The organism is uncultured Mediterranea sp. (genome assembly GCF_902493215.1).
In the GTDB taxonomy this organism is placed as follows: domain Bacteria; phylum Bacteroidota; class Bacteroidia; order Bacteroidales; family Bacteroidaceae; genus Bacteroides.
The window spans coordinates 165,781-186,833 of sequence record NZ_CABUOL010000006.1 but is presented as its reverse complement, the minus strand read 5'-3'; the positions used below and the strand labels follow the sequence as shown (position 1 = coordinate 186,833).

The 21,053-nt window shown below is 49.8% G+C and carries 21 protein-coding genes and 1 tRNA gene; 3 read left to right on the top strand and 19 right to left on the bottom strand.

Translation table 11 applies throughout. The features are described 5' to 3' along the window. Positions 1–23 precede the first annotated feature (23 nt). From RDO88_RS05915 to RDO88_RS05860, 12 genes are all read right to left on the bottom strand, one after another. Complete coding sequence (locus RDO88_RS05915) at positions 24–587, bottom strand: hypothetical protein (protein WP_307758493.1); 564 nt, start codon at positions 585–587, stop codon at positions 24–26. Continuing rightward, positions 547–732, bottom strand: a complete 186-nt coding sequence (locus tag RDO88_RS05910; RefSeq protein ID WP_307758492.1) for a hypothetical protein — start codon at positions 730–732, stop codon at positions 547–549. The genes RDO88_RS05915 and RDO88_RS05910 overlap by 41 nt, the downstream gene beginning before the upstream one ends. Positions 733–1,210: 478 nt before the next feature. Next, positions 1,211–3,007, bottom strand: coding sequence for a DEAD/DEAH box helicase family protein (locus tag RDO88_RS05905; RefSeq protein WP_307758491.1), 1,797 nt, complete (start codon positions 3,005–3,007; stop codon positions 1,211–1,213). 58 nt (positions 3,008–3,065) lie between these two features. After that, the gene (locus RDO88_RS05900; protein WP_307758490.1) at positions 3,066–3,551 is read right to left on the bottom strand and encodes a hypothetical protein; all 486 of its coding nucleotides are present in this window, start codon (positions 3,549–3,551) and stop codon (positions 3,066–3,068) included. Between the two features lie 211 nt (positions 3,552–3,762). Beyond that, the gene (locus RDO88_RS05895; protein WP_307758489.1) at positions 3,763–4,029 is read right to left on the bottom strand and encodes a hypothetical protein; all 267 of its coding nucleotides are present in this window, start codon (positions 4,027–4,029) and stop codon (positions 3,763–3,765) included. A 167-nt stretch (positions 4,030–4,196) separates the two neighbouring features. Continuing rightward, on the bottom strand, positions 4,197–5,153 hold the full coding sequence (locus tag RDO88_RS05890; RefSeq protein ID WP_307758488.1) for a hypothetical protein: 957 nt from the start codon (positions 5,151–5,153) through the stop codon (positions 4,197–4,199). Positions 5,154–5,233: 80 nt separating this feature from the next. Next, the gene (locus RDO88_RS05885; protein ID WP_307758487.1) at positions 5,234–6,502 is read right to left on the bottom strand and encodes a phage integrase SAM-like domain-containing protein; all 1,269 of its coding nucleotides are present in this window, start codon (positions 6,500–6,502) and stop codon (positions 5,234–5,236) included. A 140-nt stretch (positions 6,503–6,642) separates the two neighbouring features. Then, a tRNA-Ile gene (locus tag RDO88_RS05880) sits at positions 6,643–6,716 on the bottom strand. A gap of 92 nt (positions 6,717–6,808) precedes the next feature. Then, positions 6,809–7,120 (bottom strand): DUF4491 family protein, encoded by a 312-nt coding sequence (locus tag RDO88_RS05875; RefSeq protein ID WP_307758501.1) that lies wholly within the window; start codon positions 7,118–7,120, stop codon positions 6,809–6,811. A gap of 88 nt (positions 7,121–7,208) precedes the next feature. Further along, the gene (locus tag RDO88_RS05870) at positions 7,209–7,670 is read right to left on the bottom strand and encodes an Lrp/AsnC family transcriptional regulator (RefSeq protein WP_021847392.1); all 462 of its coding nucleotides are present in this window, start codon (positions 7,668–7,670) and stop codon (positions 7,209–7,211) included. Between the two features lie 188 nt (positions 7,671–7,858). Further along, positions 7,859–8,746, bottom strand: a complete 888-nt coding sequence (locus RDO88_RS05865) for an FKBP-type peptidyl-prolyl cis-trans isomerase (protein ID WP_307758486.1) — start codon at positions 8,744–8,746, stop codon at positions 7,859–7,861. A 19-nt stretch (positions 8,747–8,765) separates the two neighbouring features. Continuing rightward, positions 8,766–9,359, bottom strand: a complete 594-nt coding sequence (locus RDO88_RS05860) for an FKBP-type peptidyl-prolyl cis-trans isomerase (RefSeq protein ID WP_307758485.1) — start codon at positions 9,357–9,359, stop codon at positions 8,766–8,768. 144 nt (positions 9,360–9,503) lie between these two features. Here RDO88_RS05860 and RDO88_RS05855 point away from each other — a divergent pair, with 144 nt between their 5' ends. Further along, positions 9,504–10,211 (top strand): Sir2 family NAD-dependent protein deacetylase, encoded by a 708-nt coding sequence (locus RDO88_RS05855; RefSeq protein ID WP_307758484.1) that lies wholly within the window; start codon positions 9,504–9,506, stop codon positions 10,209–10,211. A gap of 179 nt (positions 10,212–10,390) precedes the next feature. Here RDO88_RS05855 and RDO88_RS05850 read toward each other — a convergent pair whose 3' ends face one another. Together RDO88_RS05850 and RDO88_RS05845 are read right to left on the bottom strand one after the other, a co-directional pair. Further along, entirely contained in the window at positions 10,391–11,137 is a 747-nt protein-coding gene (locus RDO88_RS05850; protein WP_307758483.1) for a glycosyltransferase, read from the bottom strand. Then, positions 11,130–12,395 (bottom strand): glycosyltransferase, encoded by a 1,266-nt coding sequence (locus RDO88_RS05845; RefSeq protein WP_307758482.1) that lies wholly within the window; start codon positions 12,393–12,395, stop codon positions 11,130–11,132. The genes RDO88_RS05850 and RDO88_RS05845 overlap by 8 nt, the downstream gene beginning before the upstream one ends. Before the next feature lie 145 nt (positions 12,396–12,540). On the opposite strand from RDO88_RS05845, the gene wecC reads away from it, so the two are divergent. Together wecC and wecB are read left to right on the top strand one after the other, a co-directional pair. Continuing rightward, positions 12,541–13,749, top strand: a complete 1,209-nt coding sequence (gene wecC, locus RDO88_RS05840; protein ID WP_307758481.1) for a UDP-N-acetyl-D-mannosamine dehydrogenase — start codon at positions 12,541–12,543, stop codon at positions 13,747–13,749. A 78-nt stretch (positions 13,750–13,827) separates the two neighbouring features. Further along, positions 13,828–14,958: a non-hydrolyzing UDP-N-acetylglucosamine 2-epimerase gene (gene wecB, locus RDO88_RS05835; protein WP_307758480.1), complete on the top strand. Its 1,131-nt coding sequence runs from the start codon at positions 13,828–13,830 to the stop codon at positions 14,956–14,958. Between the two features lie 58 nt (positions 14,959–15,016). Here wecB and RDO88_RS05830 read toward each other — a convergent pair whose 3' ends face one another. From RDO88_RS05830 to RDO88_RS05810, 5 genes are read right to left on the bottom strand one after another with little or no spacing between them, the layout of a single operon-like run. Continuing rightward, positions 15,017–16,255 (bottom strand): glycosyltransferase, encoded by a 1,239-nt coding sequence (locus RDO88_RS05830; protein ID WP_307758479.1) that lies wholly within the window; start codon positions 16,253–16,255, stop codon positions 15,017–15,019. Position 16,256: 1 nt separating this feature from the next. Continuing rightward, positions 16,257–17,429 (bottom strand): glycosyltransferase, encoded by a 1,173-nt coding sequence (locus tag RDO88_RS05825; RefSeq protein ID WP_307758478.1) that lies wholly within the window; start codon positions 17,427–17,429, stop codon positions 16,257–16,259. Beyond that, entirely contained in the window at positions 17,422–18,600 is a 1,179-nt protein-coding gene (locus tag RDO88_RS05820) for a glycosyltransferase (protein ID WP_307758477.1), read from the bottom strand. Before RDO88_RS05820 ends, RDO88_RS05825 begins: the two co-directional genes overlap by 8 nt. A gap of 4 nt (positions 18,601–18,604) precedes the next feature. Next, a complete protein-coding gene (locus tag RDO88_RS05815) occupies positions 18,605–19,525 on the bottom strand; it encodes a beta-1,6-N-acetylglucosaminyltransferase (protein WP_307758476.1) in 921 nt (306 codons plus the stop codon). Further along, entirely contained in the window at positions 19,522–20,970 is a 1,449-nt protein-coding gene (locus RDO88_RS05810; RefSeq protein ID WP_307758475.1) for an oligosaccharide flippase family protein, read from the bottom strand. Before RDO88_RS05810 ends, RDO88_RS05815 begins: the two co-directional genes overlap by 4 nt. Positions 20,971–21,053 lie beyond the last annotated feature (83 nt).

The following is a 21,053-nucleotide window of genomic DNA, read 5'->3' as shown; positions in this document are numbered from 1 at the left end:
TTAACAACAAGTGCAGTTATATACTACCAGTTGTGTAGAATAGTATATAACTGCCAAAATTTTAATAGTCCTGCATTATATAAATCCAGATTGTAACTTTCAATATTCTTTTTGCCCATTCCCAATTTAGTTGCCAGCTTGTTAGTTGAAAGAAAGATCTTGTTATTGTCTGCTATCAATAAGAGCTTGATATAATATCCTTTCACTTTTACACTCAAATTCACTTTCATAAAGAGGCAGGATATGGTTATAAAATTGGGGTGCTCTATGGGTGGTATGCAGTAAAGACTTCTCACCGTGAACTTGTAAACAGGATGGTTTATTGGTTCTGAATATCTCTTTCTAACCAGTACGGCTTCCATGTCTTTATTGAAGTTCTTTAGTGCGTCCTCGCTTTCTCCAGTATGTTTGGCTAAATCCTTTATTCTCCATCTGACTTTATAATAGTCATTTCTATATAAGGACAAGCAGAAGAATCTGTATAGATTGGATGGGTTGAGTTTGTCCAAAATGGATTTATTGATGGTGGCATATTCCTGCCTTATGTTACTTGTTCTGTTTTGCAGGTGTCTTTGGGGTATCTTCATATTCATTAGTAGCTGATTGAACATTATGGGTAAACAATAAATCTTTCTTTTCTCGTTCCATCTTATAATAGTAGGCTGTGCCAAAATAAATCTTGGCTTCCTTTCGGTTGTTGAACTTCTTTCCAGTTGGCAAATGAATTATCATATCAATTCAAACACTAGTAAGTTAATAAGCCAGTTTCTGCAATGAGATATAATAGATAGTAACCTTTCCATTTTTCTTTCTCCTTGTCTTTAGATAGTTATTAATATTAGCCCATAAACCTATATGAACTCTGTTATCTTTTACTCCTTGTCTTAGTGCTTTTTCTCTGATTTGCTCATAAGTAAATTCCTGCATTTTAGAAATATTGAATGGTTTGTAAATGGGGAAATCTTGTTAGCGGGAATATCTGCTTGAGGTAGTATAAAGGTAGTTACTTTATAGGTGGGGAACTAATCTTAGGGTCACACATTGGAATTTCTAATTTGAGGATATTCAGACTTCAAACTATTGGTATGCCTGTATTGTAGCCCAGAAGAAAATCCAGATAAATTGAATCTGGACTTTCATTTCGGGCAAGTACAACATTTTTAGAAAAGGGGTTATAATAAGAGGTTTTATGATAAAATGTTGTATCTGTCTAAAGCTTCTCATATTCTAAGAATAAAGCCCGCTGCCTGTTCTTCCAACTGTCCTTGCATTTGAAAAACTCTCCGAGAAAGTCTTTAGGTTTCTTCTTTACAGATGGCATATTCATTAGCTTATATATTTCATCCCTTGTTTTGCTTATGTCGGACAGCTCGTATGCCTGTCCTGCCTTGAACCTGTTCTTTACCATTTCAACAAACTCTGAACCTTTGCGCTTTTCATTGTATCGTTTAAGAATCATGGCTTCTCTGATTTTGGATTGGGAATAATTCAATTCTTCAATCTTCTCTCTCCCCAACTCTTCATAGGCTTCTACTATGAAAGCGTCAGTTCGGATAAGTTCTCTTTTATGTTCCATTGCTATGCTGGTTTCGTCTCCTTTCAACATTTCCAATTGCTTAACTATTTCTTTACGCTTTGCCTTGATGCTGGCAGATTTATTTTCTCGTTTCAATCTTTCCAAATCACCTAAGGGATAGATTTGCGATTCACAACTGGCTTTGAAAGATTTACATTGCCTATATGTCTTGGCCAGCATATCGAAGCTGTTATAGTAACCTTGTACAATTGCATCTGTAATATAGTTGTCTATCTTGAACCAGTTCTTCTCACCGTTTCTATTCAGCATGAATTTAAAGGGATGGGTGTCTAATATGGCTTTGTAAGCATCCCTTGCTTCATCTGTTGTTGCATTATCGTAACAGGTTTTCATCATCCCATAAACCTGCTCAAACACACCTATCATATATTGTAACTGCGCTTTAGACCTTACAGAGAAATTGTAGTCAGTATTGGTGATATGGTTTGCAGATGCAATTCCATTTCTGAAACGACCGATTATCTGTATTGTGTCAGTAAATGGGTCAACCATGCTTTGGCTTGCCATGGTAGTATCAGTTACAATAAACACTTCTGGAAGAAAATCCAGTTCTATATCCAGAGCATTAAAGAATCTACTCGTAAGAAAATTGAACCGCTTCATTTTGCCAGCATCCCAGTCTGAATATGCGTTGGTAAACTTCTTGTCCTTCAAACTTGTTACGCTATTGGATGCACAGAAAACTGTTGATTGCTCCAGAATATCCAGTTTATCCATAATTGAATAAATAGTTTCCGTAGAGTTGATAAAGAGAAATATCGGTTTTTCTACATTGCCGATTCGTTTCTTTAATTCCTGTAGCACATTATTAGTATGGTAAAGGTTTAATGGCTGGGCATATTCGAAGTTAGGTTGAATCTCCATTATCTGAAATTTCTGCTTAAAGAATCTGGGGTCGGTGAAATCCAGCGGAGTGGCAGACACAAGCCCTTTGTTCTCGAACATGAAGAAATCATCGAAAGGTAATGTTATATCCTCTCTGTAATCGACATCCTTTACTATCTTATGGCATTCATCGAATAATAGGTAACAGGTTGAGTAAATATCCATATCCAACTCGTCAAATGCAGATTTAATCTTAGAGAAGCTTTCTGGAGTAGATAGTAGTTTTATATGCTTGTCCTTACTTGCTTGCAGGTATTTTACGATTCTCTCCACAGTCACATTCTCGTAAACTCCAAAAAGGTTGTCGCCCGTATGTTTCGGGTCTTTGCATTTGCCTTTTATCACTGGAACATTTGGTTCTAATATGATGGAGTTTCTATCAGCTTTCAGTTCTCCATAAGTCGCTCCAAGCCCCGTTAGTTTCTTGTATAGAATAGTGTTGGTAGGAATTTGAGGTAAGACTTCTGTCAGATATTGAATCTTCCCGCTTTGTTCCTTTTCAATATTGATATATGTAGTATTCATCTTGGTTTCTGTTTGAGAAGAGGGGAGCTTTAACTCCCGCTCTTCTGGTTGGTAATAATCAGATTATAGCCTCCTTTTCACGCAGGTAATCCAAAAGTTCATCCGTACGTTCTACTCGGAAGTATATCTTACCACGTAAGAAAGCACTTGTCGCACTGATGTAGTTGTTGACCTCACGGAACAAAGGAACAAACTGCACACGTTTGCCCGCCTCAATAAGCTGTTTCAGAATGGATAGCTGGAAATTGCTGTCCTCATCCGCAGTGTACGGATTGAGTTCCGTAGGGTTAACTCCTCCATCTTCACTCTCACCTGTTGTCAGATAAGTGTATATCCATTTGAAAGAAGATGGGTTGACATAGTACTTGAAGCCAGCCACATTGTAGGATTCAATCCAGATGCAAGGATAGTTCTCCTTGTCGGTGTATAGTCTGATGCTTAGGGTTTCTTTTCTCTGCATCATTGACTTGATGGCATTGTGCGCACCTTGGTTATCGTACTTCTCTACCTGTGGGACTGATGTCCCGATAATCTTAAAGTTCATCTCTGTTCGTTTTATTGTTATTAGTTATTACCCTTATCCTGCAAGGGCTCGCAGGTAATCTACAAATGGTGCGCACCGTTTTGTTTCTGATTACGCTGCAAAGGTATGATGTTCTTTGGGGGTGAGTTGGTAAAGAATATCTGCAAGTTTAAATGTATTGTTTACCACAAGAAGCCTCCCCTTTATGGGGAGGACTGTTAATTTAAAGGACTTACAATTCTGGCTGCTCTTGTCGCATCTCAAAAGCCACTTCTTTCAAATTGTTAACAATGCCGTTCCAATCATCTTCAATGTTGAAAATAAAATCCTCTACTACATCCTCAAATGAGCTGTCGGGATCCCCATAATCTTCTTTCAACTTTTTAATGACCTCTTTTGTTACTTCTTTGTCATAGCTGACATTTTGAACGCATGAATTAATGATGGACAGGGCTTCAAGGCTCTTTTCAATCTCTTTTTGAAATTCTATTTTTTGCATGATTTTTCTACTTTCAGGGATTAGTCTGTGGCAACATGCCTATCAGCTTTCTGAAAGCGCTGCAAAAGTAGAGCATTTGAATAGGGCAAATTGGTAAAAAAGGGAACAAAGAAAAAGGCAATTCTTTACCACTGCAAGAATCGCCTTTTAAGTAGGAAAAGTATTATTTACCAAAGTTTTGTTCCACCTATATTATAAGGTGATGATTTGAATGTTTTGTAATCTAATAGAGCTTCTACCGTATCATATTTTTTGAGGAATGAATTTAATCTGCTTCTTATATTGTTGGCATCTGTTGTAACGTCGTCAGCGTCTATCAATTCAATAGCTCTCAAATATGATTCTATTAAATTGGCTTGTGGTCTTGTTGGAACTTTTTCTTTGGTGGATTTTAAATGGGTGTTTTGTAGCAATTGGTATGTTCCCCATATATAGAGTGATTGAGTGGGGTCAATCATTTTATTGCCTACTTTTTTATTTCCGTAGATAATATCCAGCTCCTTTTGAGCTTCCTCCACACTGCTTACTCCTAAATATTGGTGCAGATATTCATTCAAGCTGTTTTCTAACCAACCATCTTTATTATTGATAAGTATCGGAGAATTACCACCTGCTGCAATTCTGATATCGGTAATAAGGTCTTTCCCATTTTTCTGTTTGGGCTGATTGAGTGCAATGTAGAGTTTTAACATATCTGGTCTGACTTCATGGATATATTGTTGATATTGCATCTCCTCGTATTCTCCCTCTGATATTGGAATCTCCGTTATTCTGTTCCTGTAAAGAAGTGCAGCCATGAATATCAATGCACATGAAACCAAATTATCATTATGAAGTTCCGTAACATACGATTCCATGATTGTTGCAGGATTAAAATTATCTGGAACGGTTACTACTATATTCTCATTGGTAGCCAAAGCAAACTTTGTTGCATCCACTCCCCAACCATTTTCTGATTTACACTGGTTGGCAAGTTCTTTTTCTTCTGGTGTTAGATTGAAGACTTTCTTGGTATAGACTTGGGTTAGTTCATTGGATATGTCGGCATAAGTAAAGCCAAAACATCTATTAAGTTCTGGATATAGCTTCTTTATCGTTGGTATGTCAAATGCAACTTCAAGCATGATGTCATAATTTATATTTGGAGCAAAATTAAAAAAAGAAAATCCCACTCACAATAGCTGCAAGTGGGATAATTGCAAATCTACTTACCAAACACGTATTTCACCACTTTGGCATTAGCTTTATTTTCGTTCACAAAATCACGTTCAATATAAATATCAGTCACTTTCATAGAATCATCTATATGGTTCAAAGCCGCATGAACTATATATTTGTCTATGCCCGCCTTATTCAATGCAATGGTAGCCCAACTATGGCGGGCTGCGTAATATTCCAAATCATCCACTTCTAACAATGAACCAATCTCTTTCAAACCATAATTGATAGCTTTGTTAAAGGTCTTTTCATCCCCATAGTATTGGTAGAAGTTAAACAGCCGTTTGCCTGTACTGTCTTTGTACTTTTCTATGAGAGGTTGCACGATTTTAGGAATATCTACCATCATCTTTGCAGCATCTAATCTGCGAGCCTTAGTCTTGGTTCTATTATAGATAATAGTATTCCCTTTCATTTCAGTAGCATTGTAAAGGTCTGCTGAATTGATTCCCATAAGGCAGAATGAGAGAATGAAACAATCCTTAGCCAAATTGTAGCGACAAGTGGATTTATAGCCTTTCTTCATGTCTTTATAGGGTAGCTCCCACACCTTTTTAATGATGTCGGCTGGAATAGCTCTCTTACGGGTAGCCTCCTGTTTAGGTATTTTGAAGTCCTCAAATGGGGAGTTAGGAATGAGGATGAGATTCTTGTCTTTCTTATTGTACTTGTGTTTGGCTTCATTGAACAGCCTTTTAATGCTTACCAAATAGAGGGAGAGGGTACGATTAGAAGTAACACGTTTACCCTGCTGCATTAGTTTCTTGGTACGTACATCACGCTCTCCTATCAAGAATGCTTTGAACTGTTCCAAGAAATCTAAGGTAATAAGGTTTATATCCAATTCTTCCTTGCCTACAAACCGTACCAAAGCATTAATGGCAGTAGTATAATTAGGAGCACCTTTTATAGTTGCTGAAGCTATCCATTCACGACTGAACTTTATAAAATCAATATTTTGTTGCTTTTCTTGTTCACCATTCAGGAAGTTAATAATTTCTTCCAATGTGTATTTGTTCTGGTCTAAATGGAGTTTTTCACACTGTTCTCTGTAATAGAGTACAAGACAATCTATTTCCTTTTTTATAGGAGTGTTTTCTTTAAATTTGAAAGATTTAGTGAGGTCTTGGGGAGTTGCAAACAGGTTAGTTGATAACCTTTTGACCTTTCTGTCTAGCGTAAATCGCATCTTTACGTTGTATGTACCATCACTTCTTTGCTTGTCCTGTTGGACTTCTGCTTTAATTGTCAGCATTTTAACCTATAATTTTTGGGGTCAACAATAGGTCAACAACAAGGAGAAATTGGCTGTTTTTATCAGATTTTCAATAATCAAAAGATACGGTACAATAAAAAAATAACCCCATAAACTACTGTTTATGAGGCATTTATCAGTGGACCAGCCTGGGCTTGAACCAGGGACCTCCAGATTATGAGTCTGTTGCTCTAACCAACTGAGCTACAAGTCCGGTGTATCCTTTGGGGATAGCGGTGCAAAATTAGCATATTCCATTGATATATGCAAGGGGTTCCGAAAAAAAATGCCACAAAAAGGCAGGGGTCAGAACTTGTATGTGCGTTTCGGGTTCTTGGGGAACCAGCCCTTCTTGACACGTTCTTCCTGCTCGAACACTTCCTTGATGGTCCAAAAGGAGGAGAAGGCGAACACACCAAGCAGCGAAGAGAACAGGATGTTGTCCACGCAAACAGATGCGACTACGCCAGCTATACCCAACAACAGGAAAATCCACCAGCAACGGGTACCCCAATAATACTCGGCCTTGACTACCACGGGATGGAAAAGACCGATAATCAGGAACGTGCAGATACCGATAAAGAGGCCTGAAAGGCCAAATTCACTCAAGAATTCCATATATACATCGGGCATAAAGCCTCCATGGCAAGGGGGACGTAGCGATGCAACGGCCACACCACCCGTTGTCATGAAGACGGATTACAGATTATTCCTGGCAGATAGGAATTTCTTTCTTGATGCTCTGCTCCAGCGAAATCAGAGTTTCGGTAGCCGTAACGCCGGGTATTTCCTGCATCTTGTTGTTCAGCAGGTCCATCAGATGCTCGTTGTCGCGGGCATATACCTTGGTCAGCATGGTATAAGGGCCTGTGGTGAAGTGACATTCCACGATTTCGGGAATCTTGTTCAGCTCGGCCACTACGGTCTTGTACATGGAGCCTCTCTCCAGTTTGATTCCCACGTACGTGCAGGTGCGGTATCCCAGCGATTTGGGATTGACGTGGTAACCGGAGCCTACAATGACACCCAAGTCAATCAGTCGTTGTACGCGTTGGTGTATGGCGGCGCGTGACACACCGCACTCGGCTGCCACATCCTTGAACGGAATGCGGGCATTTTGGGAAATAATCTCCAAAATTTGACGGTCCAGATTGTCTATTTTCTCCATAATATACGTTTGTAAAATACTTGTTGTTATCAAATAGTAAGCAAATATAGAACTTTATTTTAATTTTATCTATAGAAAAGGCAGAAAAAATAGGGAAAAGTAAAAAAAGAAGCGGGTGAGACCGATGCTTTTGCATCATTTGTCTCATCCGCTCCGTTTGTCATTTTGACAGCAGAAGGGGCTTCCGCTTATTTCTTCTTGCCGATACCTACCAGTTCAAGCTCGAATATCAGAGTAGAGAAAGGCTTGATATCTGCGCCCATGGATCTTGAGCCGTAAGCCAGATCGTAGGGAACGTAGATTTCCCACTTCGAGCCAACAGGCATCATGGTCAGAGCCTCGGTCCAACCCTTAACAAGCTGGTTGGCACGGAAAGTAGCGGGCTGTGACTTGCCGTCCTTGTCCTTGCGCTTGTATGAGCTGTCGAACTCAGTACCGTCAATCAACGTACCTCTGTAGTTCACCTGTACGTAGCTGGTGTCGGCAGGAATCTCGCCTGTACCCTTGGTCAGGATCTTGTACTGCAAGCCGCTCTCTGTCGTTACCACGCCTTCTTTCTTCTTGTTCTCTTCCAGGAACTTCTTGCCTTCGGCGATAACGTCGGCATACTGCTTCTCGAGAGACTTCTCTCTTACAGCCTCCATCTGAGTCTGCATGTAGCCCTGAGCGAACATCTTGTCCATCTGGCCCTTGCCAAGCACGCCGGCGATGAAACCAGCAAGCAGGTTCTCACGGCTGAGGCTCTGCGTAGAGTCGTTGCCGAAAATCTGCTGGTTGAAACCTTCAACCCACTGCTTGCTTACCATCTGACCAACCTGCAGACCAGTCATATAGGCTACGTCCTTGTCGCTGATGCGGGCAGCACCTTCGTTGAAACCTTTGATGAACTCGGCCATCTGGGTGCTGTCGATGCCCTGTTGCATAAAGAACTGGTCGATACCGTCGGTACGAGCCATACCGATAGCATACGAGAGTGAGTCAATGTCTGTTGACAGATTGGCCTTGGGGGCCTGAGCTGTACAAGATGACAGGGCAGCTGCTGCGGCCAGCGTCATCATAAATGTTACTTTCTTCATTTTGTCTTTTGATTATTTTTTATTTGGATAATATTTTCAGAAGTTCCACTTCGAAGATCAGCGTGCTGTGGGGCGGAATCATCTCGCCTGCGCCGTGTGCGCCATAACCCAGCTCGCTGGGGATGTAAAGTTTCCACTTGGCACCTTCGGGCATCAGCTGGAGAGCTTCCACCCAACCGGGGATTACCTGGTTGACACCGAACGTGGCGGGCTGGCCGCGCTTGATGGAGCTGTCGAAGAGGGTGCCGTCTACCAGCGTACCTTCGTAGTGGCACTGCACCTGGTCGTCTATCTTGGCATAATGGCCTACGTTGCCTTCCTTGATCACTTCGTATTGCAGGCCGCTGGGCAGAGTCACCACGCCCGGACGCTGCTTGTTCTCTTCAAGGAACTGCTTACCCTTCTCGATGTTCTCCGCATTGATGCGGGCTTCCATTTCTTCGAAATATTTGTTTACGATGTCACGGGCCTCAGCATGTGTGATTTCTGTCGGATTACCGTTGAGCACGTCGCTGATGGCGCGTGCAAAGTCGTCTACCGAGATGCCCTTGGCACCCATGCTCAAAAGATTCTGACCTATACCCAGGCCGATTGCATAACTGAATTTGTCCATAGTTCTTTTCAAATGAGTGGCAAAAGTAAGGCTTTTATTTGAATGTTAACGGGTTGCAGTATTTAATTTTTCTTATTTTATGAGACAATATGCGCCCGCTTTCCCTATCTTTGCTAGATGAATGCTTAAAGAAAGGAGTAAAAGATGAAAAATCTGGTAGTTTTATCGGGCGCAGGCATGAGCGCCGAAAGCGGCATCAGCACCTTCCGCGACGCAGGAGGCCTGTGGGACCGCTATCCGGTAGAGCAGGTGGCCACGCCCGAAGGGTATATGCGCGACCCCGAACTGGTCATCCGCTTTTATAACGAGCGGCGCAAGCAGCTGCTCGACGTGAAGCCCAACGAGGGGCATATCGGCGTGGCGCAACTGGAAAAAGATTTCAACGTGACGGTCGTCACGCAGAACATCGACAACCTGCACGAACGGGCGGGCAGCACAAAGGTAATCCACCTGCACGGCGAGCTGACGAAGATGTGCTCCAGCCGTGATCCCTACGACCCGCGCTACATCCGCGAACTGAAGCCCGAAGAGTATGAGACACACGCCACCGACCGCGCAGGCGACGGCAGCCCCCTGCGCCCCTTCATCGTGTGGTTCGGTGAGGCCGTGCCCGAAATCGAGACGGCTATCGGCTACGTGGAGCAGGCCGACATCTTCGTCATCATCGGCACGTCGATGAACGTCTACCCTGCCGCAGGGCTGCTCCACTACGTGCCCGCCCGTGCCGAGGTCTACCTCATCGACCCCAAGCCGGTAGACACGCACAGCTCGCGCCCGATACACGTCATCCGCAAGGGAGCGTCCGAAGGAGTGAAAGAATTGCATGCCCTGCTGGGATGCGGGGCTTCCTAACAAACTCGCGGTAGGATGATATTTCCGCCCCAGGCATTGCCTGTGGAAAAAGCATTGCTTTCTTTGAGGGAAAACAATGCTTTTTTTCATGCAAAACATTGCTTCTTCCGAGGCAAAACATTGCCTGCTTTTCCGAAGCAGAAAGCGGGGCGTGAAGAGGCCCGAAGCTTCTCCTCCATTTACTTCTTCAGCAACAGGCGCAGGACGAACCACAAGTGGAAGGCCACAGTACTTGCCCATCCGTAATGGCGGACCATGATGCGGAAGCGTTCCTTGAGCGAAGCCTTGTGGTTACGTGTCGTCATGCCTTCGGACAGGTAGTCGATAAGGGTAAGATGAGTGTTGTGGAGCACCTTCGACTGCTTCATAATCTTGATGCACCAGTCGAAGTCGGCCGAAAAGCGGTAGCGCAAGTCATAAGGCATCACGAGGTCGCGCCGCGCGAAGAAGGCCTGGTGGCAGACAAGCATTCCCTGGCGGAAGCTCTTCCACGTCAGGTGCTCGGGAGCCTGGAGGCGGCGCATGCGCAGGAAGTGGCCTTCATGATCGACCAACTCCGTCTCGCCATAGAGCACATCGGGCAGCAGAGTACCGTGTATGGAGTGCACCATCTGTTGCAGGGTGTCGTCTTCGTGGAAGCTGTCGCCTGCGTTGAGGAAGCACAGGTAGTCGCCCGTAGCCAGACGGATGCCCTTGTTCATGGCGTCGTAGAGCCCCTTGTCCGGCTCGCTGATAACGACGGAGATGCGTTCGCGGTAGCGGTTCACAATGTCCATGGTGCGGTCCTTCGAGGCTCCGTCCACAATGATGTACTCCACGTGGTGGTAGGTCTGCGAGATGACACTCTGGATGGTGTCTTCGAGGGTCGTTTCGGCGTTGTAGCAGACGGTGATGACACTGAATTTCGGGGTAGGATGATTATGCATTGCTTCCGGTCGCTTTGTTATAGAGGTCAATGTATCGTTTGGCTACGCTGCTCTCCGAGTAGTGGCTGGCCGCCTTGCGGCAGGCCTGTTCGCAGAGATTGGGATAGTCGGGGTCAGTCAGCACCCAGCAGATGCCGTTGGCAAAGTCGTCGGCATCCTTGTATCGGGCCACATAACCGTTGTGCAGGTGGTCTATCATCTCGGGGATGCCGCCCACGTTGAAACCTACGCAGGGTGTTCCGCAAGCCATGGCCTCCATAATGGTGTTGGGCAGATTCTCCTCCAGCGAAGGGGTGACGAAGAGGTCGACGGCGTTGTAGATGTCCACAAGCTGGTGCTCGTCCTGCACGAAGTCCAGCGGATAGACAGGGAAGGGCAACAAGTCGGCCAGCTGACCCGACTGTCTGCCGAAAGCGACCACGGCCAGCCGTTCCTTCAGCTCGGGGTGCTTGTCGGCCAGCAGGCGGCACGATTCTATCAGGTAGTCTATGCCCTTGCGCTTGTCGGTAATCTTGACCGAACCGAAGAGGAGGAGCCGCTTGTCCGACGGGAGACGCAGACGCATGCGAGCGGCCTCACCGTCGTGCGGGCGGAAGAGGTTTATGTTCAGCGGGTTGGGGATACATACAATCTTATGTCCTGCCGTGAGCGCGCTCTGGCGGGCCTTCTCTTCCAGCCAGTGGCTGCATGCCACGAAAGTCAGCGGATAGTCACGATAGAGACGCTGCTTGCGGCGGAAGATGCGGTAGGAAAGATCGTGCCGATGGCCTCCGCCGTAGAGGAAGGGACACGAGCCGCACTCCTGCCCGTAACGCGTACATTCGCGGGCATGGTGGCAGATGCCTGTACAGGGCCACATGTCGTGCATGGTCCAGACAACGGGCTTGCCCGAGGCCAGTATCTTCTCGATGTTCTTCAGCGAAAGCATACCCTGGTTGATCCAGTGCAGGTGGATGACGTCGGCCTGCTGGAATTCGGGCAGAGAGGTGATGTCGGTACCCGCATTGGCAATGTCTACGGCAAAGAGGTTGTTCTTCTTGAAGCGGTTGGCCTTCCAGATGACAATGCGCTCCCACACAAACTTCCACACCAGCCGCCAGCTACGCCGCAGGGCCACGACGGTAATCTGTTCGGTCTGCTTGTCGCGCACCAGCAACTTGGCCTTGATGCCGTTGTTCTTCAGGGCTTCTGTCAGGCGGCTGGCCGCTACGGCTGCTCCGCCGATACGTTCGGATGTATTGATAAGCAGGACTCTCATCTTGTTGAATTGTCAATTGTAAAACAGAGAATAGACAACGAAATGCCCGTTATTTGGCGCAAAAGTAGTGGTTTTCGGCGAGAAACGATACAAAGTCACACAGATTATTTGTACTTTTGCCCGTGTTTATAAATAAAGATATTCAATGAAGAAGGTTGTATTCGTAGGTTTGGGCTACATCGGTCTGCCAACGGCGGCTGTAGCGGCCCATCATGGTTATCAGGTCGTGGGAGTGGATGTCAATCCGTCGGTTGTCGAAACCGTCAATCAAGGGAAAGTTCATATTGTGGAGCCCGACCTGGAGCGGGTAGTGCGCGAAGCGGTGCAGAGCGGCAACCTGCGCGCCGTGACCCGCCCCGAAGAGGCCGACGCCTTTTTCATCGTGGTTCCTACCCCCTTCAAGCAGAACCATCGGGCGGACATCACGTATGTGGAGGCGGCCACCCGTTCGGTCATCCCCTGCCTGCGCCCCGGCAATCTGTTTGTCATCGAGTCCACTTCGCCCGTATTCACTACCGAGCGGATGGCTGAGCTTATCTTCAGCCAGCGCCCCGAGCTGAAGGGACAGATCTTCATAGCCTACTGCCCCGAGCGGGTGCTGCCCGGCAATACGCTCTACGAGCTGGTACACAACGACCGCGTCATCGGCGGTATCGACGCGGCATCGACCGACAAGGCCGTCGAGTTCTATTCGGCCTTTGTGCAGGGCAAGCTGCACCGCACCAACGCCCGCACGGCCGAAATGTGCAAGCTGACGGAGAACTCCAGCCGCGACGCCCAGATAGCCTTCGCCAACGAGTTGTCCATGATCTGCGACAAGGCCGGCATCAACGTCTGGGAACTGATCGAGCTGGCCAACAAGCATCCGCGTGTCAACATCCTCTGGCCGGGTTGCGGCGTAGGCGGACACTGCATCGCCGTAGACCCCTGGTTCATCGTATCCGACTATCCCGAACAGGCGCAGCTCATCAAACGTGCCCGCGAGACCAACGACTACAAGGCCGACTGGTGTGCCAACAAGGTGCTCGACGCCTGCCACGCCTTTGTGGAACGCAACGGACGCGAGCCGGTAGTGGCCTGCATGGGGCTGGCCTTCAAGCCCGACATCGACGACCTGCGCGAGTCGCCCGCCAAGTACATCGCTTCGCGCATCGTGTCGGAAAGCCGTGCCGAGGTGCTCATCGTGGAGCCCAACATTCCTTCCCACCCCAGCTTCCACCTGACCGACTGCCGGGAAGCCTACCGCCGTGCCGACATTGTGGTATGGCTGGTGCGCCACACGCCTTTCCTCGGCATCGCCCGCGAGGAGGGGAAGGTGGAGCTGGACTTCAGCGGGGTGAGAAAGCAGAAGTAATGGAAAATGGAGAATGGATAATGGATAATTCATTCTTCATTCTCTTCATTGTCAATTATCAATTCTCAATTATCCATTATGAAAAAGATTCTTCTCGTCTTCGGTACCCGCCCCGAAGCCATCAAGATGGCTCCGCTGGTCAAGGCATTTCTGAAAGACACGCAGCACTTTGACACGCGCGTCTGCGTCACGGCCCAGCACAGGCAGATGCTGGACCAGGTGCTCCAGGTATTCGATATCCGTCCCGACTATGACCTCAACATCATGGCTCCGGGTCAGGACCTCACCGACATCACCTCGCGGGTGCTGCTGGGCATGCGGGACGTGCTCGCCGACTTCACCCCCGACGCCGTACTGGTTCACGGCGACACCACCACCGCCATGGCTGCCGCGCTGGCCGCCTTCTACCGGCAAATTCCCGTGGGTCATGTGGAAGCAGGCCTGCGCACCTACAACCTGATGTCGCCCTGGCCCGAAGAGATGAACCGCCAGGTGGCCGACCGCATCTGCACGTGGTATTTCGCGCCTACCGGGCAGTCGCGCCGCCATCTGCTGGACGAGGGAGCCGACGGAAGCCGCATCTTCGTGACGGGCAATACGGTAATCGATGCCCTGCTGATGGCCGTCGACATCATCGACAGCCGCCCTGACGTACGCCTGCAGGTGGAGCAGGAGTTGCGTGCCAAGGGCTATGAAGTGGGTGCACGTCCCTATATCCTCGTCACCGGCCACCGCAGGGAAAACTTCGGAGAGGGTTTCCACCATATCTGCAGTGCCATCCGCCGTATCGCTACCGAGCGGCCTGAACTCGACATCGTCTACCCCGTTCATCTGAACCCACACGTGCAGCAGCCCGTCTACGAACTGCTTTCCGACCTTCCGAACGTATACCTGACGGCTCCGCTGGACTACCTCCCCTTCGTTTACGCCATGCGCCACGCGCTTCTGCTGCTCACCGACAGCGGCGGCGTGCAGGAGGAAGCTCCTTCACTGGGCAAGCCCGTACTGGTGATGCGCGACACCACCGAACGCCCCGAAGCCGTTGAGGCCGGTACGGTGCGGCTGGTGGGCACGGATGCCGATGCCATCGTAAGCAACGTCAGCCTGCTGCTGGACAATCCCGATCTGTACCGCCGCATGTCCGAGACGCACAATCCCTATGGCGATGGTCATGCCTGCGAACGCATCCTCGCGGCGATGAGGCGATAATCAGCGGTTAACGGTTAGTAGTTAGCGGTTAGTAGCCATGCGGACGGTTACCAACCACTCACCGCTCACCACTAACCACTAACTCAAACGCCCGCAAATATCGCCCGGCCACCGTATCGAGATTGATCTGCTCGCGGATGATGCGTTCGGACGCCTGTCCCATCGCGCGGCAGCGTTCGGGCGAAGCCAACAGATGGTCCAGTGTCCGGGTCAGGCTGTCGACGTCGCCGTCGCGGAAGAAAAGGCCGTTCTGTCCGTCGGTCACCAAGTCGCGTTCCGTTCCGTCGCACACGGAGCAGACCACCGGCAGGCCGTAGGTCATGGCGTCGTTGATGGACAGTCCTCCCATACCGGCCAGTACATACACCATCGATTCGTGCATACACGCCCCCAGTTCCTTCGGATCGTAAATGGCACCGGTAAAGCGTACACAACCCGGAACAGAAGGCGTATCCCTGTCGGCCACCGTCAGGTTCAGGCGGCGGGCCTGCTGTTTCAGGTTCTCCAGTTCGGGACCGTTGCCCACGACGGTCAGTTCGGCGTCGGGATACTTTCCGGCCAGCCGGGCAAAGGCATCAATCAGCAGGTCCACCCGCTTCCATTTCACCAACCGCCCGATGTGCAGCAGACGCCGGTGGCAGGGCGGCAACAAAGCCGGGGCCGCTTCCACCGCCTGCCGTTCGCCGAGCAGGGCTTCGGTATCCGTGGCATTGTAGGTGACGTATATCCGTTCGGGCTTGACGCCATACGAAGGGATAATCTCATGTCCCACGCTGGAGTAGCACAGGATGCCTGCACAACGCGCATAGCAATAGCGGCGTAGACGGGCGATGAACCACTGGCGCAGCAGGAAAGCCGCTCCACGACTTTGCAGGCACATATTCTCGTCGTACATGGGGTGCTGGCGGAAGTAAGTACGGATGCCTCCGTAGGGAGGAGTCTGGAAGGGGATTTCGCGGATGACGGCCCGCGCTCCGCAGTCCTTGAGGGCGCGCCTCAGGGCGGGCTGGAAAAAGAGTTGCAGGAAGTAGGGCCAACCCATGACCACGAGGTCAGGCTTCTCCCGGCTTATCAGGTCGGGCAAGGCGGGAAAGGCACTTTTGCCGTAGAACATTTTCTTTTCGGGTGTAGTCAGATGGCGGTATGTACCACCCTCCACCATCTTCACTCCCTGGCCGATGGTAGCGTTCCCTTTCTGCGGAGTAACGGCTACGATATCCACACCTTTCTTATATAGTTTCTCGAGCAGGGCATTCAAGTAGTGGGGAATGCCTCCGAAGGTGAGCAATACTTTCATTTTATGTTGTTTTAATCGGGTTATCAAACAGAGTTTCCTGCAACGTTTCCAGACAGGAACGGAGGCGGCCGAGGCTGTGTTGCTGCAAGTAACGGTCGTAGGCCTCGGTACGGTCTGTTGCGTCGTGACAAAGGTCTGCAATGGCTTTCCGGCAGGCGTTGGTATCCGTTTCCACAACGACGCGTCCGGTACCGTATTTCTCAGCCCGCCATCCCATGCAGGCACCCTGACTGACGACAACCGGCCGCTGGAAAGCAGCCGCTTTGGTCAGCAGGTTGCTGCTTCCGGTAAAGTTCCGGTAAACGGCAAAAATGACATCGCTGGCAGCAACCAGTGCATTGAAGCAGACTTCATCGGGAATGCGTTCCAGCGAGAAAAGGCAATTCGTGCGGACGGATTCCAGCGCCCGCAAGCGGGAAGTTTCTGCCTCGTCCAGCCACGAACGGCCGGCAATAAGGAAGAAATATTCATCTTCGGGCAGCAGCGGAATAACTTGCTGCAGCAGGGTGACTCCTTTCCGCATACCGATGGAACCCAACAGAGAAACAATCTTCCGCCCTCCTGCCCGCTGCCGAAGCGTCTGCAACAACGGATAAGAAGGGTCAGGAACCGACAGATCGGCAAAATCGGGCATACACCACACGTGCGGTTGGAAGGCTTTCAAGTCATCAGCCGAATATTCATTCAATACACCGACGCCCAGACAATGGGAACTGCCCAGGTAAGGACGGACGTCCGGCATTCCCTTCTGCCAGCGGGGCAAGGCCGACTGGACCAGCAGACCGCTCCAACAGTAAGGCAACAGGCGGTCGAACAGACGCATCGGCCCCAGCGTGGGCAGCAAGTCGTCCAGGCAGGGAAAGAAAACCAGGTCCGGGCAAAAATCATCCAACTGCCTGCGTATTGATTTCAGGTTGCGCAGACGGATGAGTGCATTCTGCAGGACGGCCAGCTTTTTCTGCAACGGCCGGTTCGCCGGAAGCGGGCGGAGCGGGCGGATATCGATCCGACGGAAAGCCGCCACCTCTTCCGTACCCGACGGTTGCGGAGCCAGCAACAGTACCTCATGTCCCATCCCGGCCCATACGGTGGCAAAAGTCCGGTAGTACGTTTCCCGATGGCCCGATACGGAGCAGTCCACAACGGCTATTTTCAGTTTTCTCTTATTATTCATTTCCTTGAATCGCTTCTTTATATACTGTCAACAGCTTTTGCCCGGCCTGAGCGAAATCAAAACGCTCGGCCACCGAGCGGCGGATGGCCACCTTGTCAAACTGTTCATAGTGTTCGTAGAGTTCCTGCATCTTCTGGCCCAATGCCTGAACGTCACCGGGCCGGATCAGGTAACCGCTTTCCGGCGTAATGATGTCTTCGGGGCCGCCACAAACGGTACCTATGGCAGGCAGCCCTACAGCCATGGCTTCGATGAAGACGATGCCGAATGTCTCCGCATAGGAAGCCAGGACAAAGGCATCGCTGCGGGCCAACAGCTCGGCCACCTCTTCACGCGGAAGCCTCCCGGCCAGGCTGACTTGCCCTTCCAGATGCAACCCGTGAATCTGTTGCCTCAGATTGTCTTCTTCCTCACCGTCGCCGGCAATGACGAGCGACACATGGGGCTTGTCAGAAAAGTGCCGGGCAAAGGCGTCTATCAGTTCGGCAAACCCTTTCCGCCTGCTCAGGTTTCCCACACTGACAAAGGTGAAGGATTTCTCCTTCTCCGTCCGCTTCCCACAGGGACGGAACGTACGGATGTCAACAAAATTGGGAATTACGATAGCCTTGTCCGGACGGTCCAGATAGGGCGTAAGGTTCTGCTTCAGTTGTGTTCCCACGCAAATAACCTTTCTGGCGTCTTTGTAGGCCGTACGCAAGGTGGCTGCCTGGCCCGGTGTCACCTTTCCGCCGTTGATGGACGAAGCATGTTCGGTGACGACATACGGAATACCATAGCATTTGAAGACCAGTCGGGCGGCATAACCGGCCCAAGTGCCGAAATGAGCATGAATCAAATCGGGCTTGCCATGGCGGCGGATGTAGATACCTACCGACAACAACGTCAGCAACGACCAAATGATGGCCCCGATCCGTGTAGACAGCTTGGGATTCCAGGCGTGCATGCGCAGGGTAACCACATGCTCGCTCTCTTCTTCCGTCACCTGGAAATGATTCTCCTGACGGAACGTTTTCCAATTCAAATCCTTCAGCAGGCGCTGTTCTACATAGACCAGCCCTGTCTGACACCCCGTCCGCGCAATCTGTACGGCCTGTTCGCGGAACATGTAGCCGCGATGGGGAGGAGCACCCGGCTCGGGATAATACATGGGAAGTATCAGTATATGCATAGGCTTACTGGGATTTGGAGGTTTGTCTGTCCTGATCAATCTGCTCCGCCAGGCTGTCCGAAACACCGCTCACCACCTTCCGGCAGAACATCTTGTCGGAACGATACAGGACAGGCAAGTCTTCCAGAGTCAGATTCTTGATGGCACGTCCGTATTCGATGTAGTGCAGCGGGGTCAGCCCTGAAAGGCCGAGGTAATCGCCTTCGTAGAGAAGAGCATGGCTGGCAAAGGGCGAATTGAATACCAGGGTCTGTATGCAGAGTTCGCTGGGCACAAAACTGGTACGGAAGTAGCGCACCAGCTGCCGTTCGGAACGGAGTTTCTCGTAGATGTATCGGGCACAAGGCAGAGTGACGGCCCAATAATCAGAACCGAAGTATACATCGACCCGTCGGCCATTGATAAACGTATAAGGCTGCTTGCGCAAGGGCAGCATTTTCATCAGCAGGCGGGAAGCTACAATCAGCTTGTTCTTCCACCAGAGGTTCCGCCAGGGCAGGTCACGGAAGAAGTGGTAACAGCAGACCTTGGAACGCTGGGCACGGTCGGTACAACGGGTGAGGTTCAGTCCCATAATGAATTCCGTATCGGGATGCTCGTCAAAGTAGCGGCGGATGCGCCCGTTGCTCCACAGGGGATAATCCTGTCCGCTCAGGCAGACCACGCGCATATAGTCGCGGCCGCTGTGCAACACGGCTGCCAGCAGCTCTTTCTGGTATTCCACCTGCTGCCAGCCTCCCCAACTGATCCAATGGGAAGGAACGAACGTCACCTTACCGTCGAGCAACCGATGGAAGGGACGGCTGTCCACCTTGCGGTCTATATGGACATAGAAGTCCGCCCCGCCGTCGTCCAGGGCGGCGACCAGCCGTGCCAGATGGGGGGCATCGGTATAGGCAGACAGGATGTAGGCAATTTGTCTCATGGTTTCCTACTTCGTTTCAACAGGAATTGCACACTCTCGCGAAAGATTACAGACTGCAATTTCCACAACACAAGGGCATAGACAGCAGCTACGCCAACGACCTTCACGGCCATGCTGAGGTAAAGGTTACCGATGGAACGCGTCAGGTAGTGGGCCGACACGGTGAGCAGGGCCGAAAGAAGCAGATAGGGAGAGATGTCTTTCAGCAAATGCTTCAGCGTCAGGCCAATCTCACGATGCACGAACCACAGCCAGACGAACAGCCAGCCGATGTGTATCGCCACAAAAACACGGAGCATCCACTCCAGACCGAAGGGATACATCGCACAGGCGGCCGCCAGCTGCAGCAGGCTCAGGCAGATGGTGTTCCACATGTACACGGACGAATGCCCGCGGCTGATGACCAGATTGGAGAAAAGGCTGGTGATGGGAATGAAGGCTCCCCACACGCAAAGCAGTTGCAGGATGACCGCACTTGACAGCCATTTCTCGGTGATGGTAATGACAATCAGTTCCTTGGATACCAGGCTCAGACCGAACATGGCGGGAAAGGAAACGAAAGCGGTGAAGCGGAGCAGCTTGCGGAAGACGTTGAGCTGGCGCTCGCGGTCATCGGCAATGCTGGTAAAGACAGGTTGGGCAATGCCATTGATCATGTTGGTAATGAGCGTATGGCCCATACCGTTCCATTTGTTGGCCTGCGTAAAGTCGCCCACTTCCTTAGGCGAATAGAACTTACCCTGCACAACCGAAAAGAGGTTGTTGTTGAGGATGGTGAAGAGGTTGGTCACAAGCAGCTTGCTGCTGAAGCCTATCATCTCGCGGATGGGGCGGAAGTCGATGTGCAGGCTAGGCCTCCAGCGGGAGAAATAGAAGTTGAGCAGGGTGACCATCGTGACAAAGGACAAGGACTGGAAAGCCAGTCCCCAGTAGGCGAATCCGTTGGCGGCCAGCGTGATGCCCACCACACCCGATATAGCCAAAGCGGTGAGGGAAATGACGGTAGTCTCCCGAATCTTCAGATTCTTGAACAGACAAGCCCGCGGAGCGATGCTCAGGCTGGAGATGACAAAGCCCAGAAACAGCACACGCGACAAGGGTACCAGCTCGGCGATACCGAAAAAGCGGGCAATGAGCGGAGCACACAGAAACAGGATGATATAAAACGTGACACTGCACAGCAGGCTGAACCAGAAAACGGCGTTGTAGTCGCGGTGCGTGGCGTTCTTGCGGTTGGTCAGCGCCGAAATGAAACCTCCTTCCTGCAAAGCGGCCGCTACGGCAGAGAAAATGGTCAGCAGTCCTACCATACCATAGTCGCTACGGTCCAGCAGACGCCCCAGGAAAATGCCGAAAACGAGGTTCAGCACCTGCTGCATGCCGTTGCTGAATCCGCCCCAGAACAGGCCTTTGGCGGTTTTTTCTTTCAGAGAAGTCCCTTTCATTTTTCCCACAAACAGATTGAATATTCATTTACCTGTATACCAATCATTTACATTGTCACCTTTCTTAAATTGCTCTTAAATTG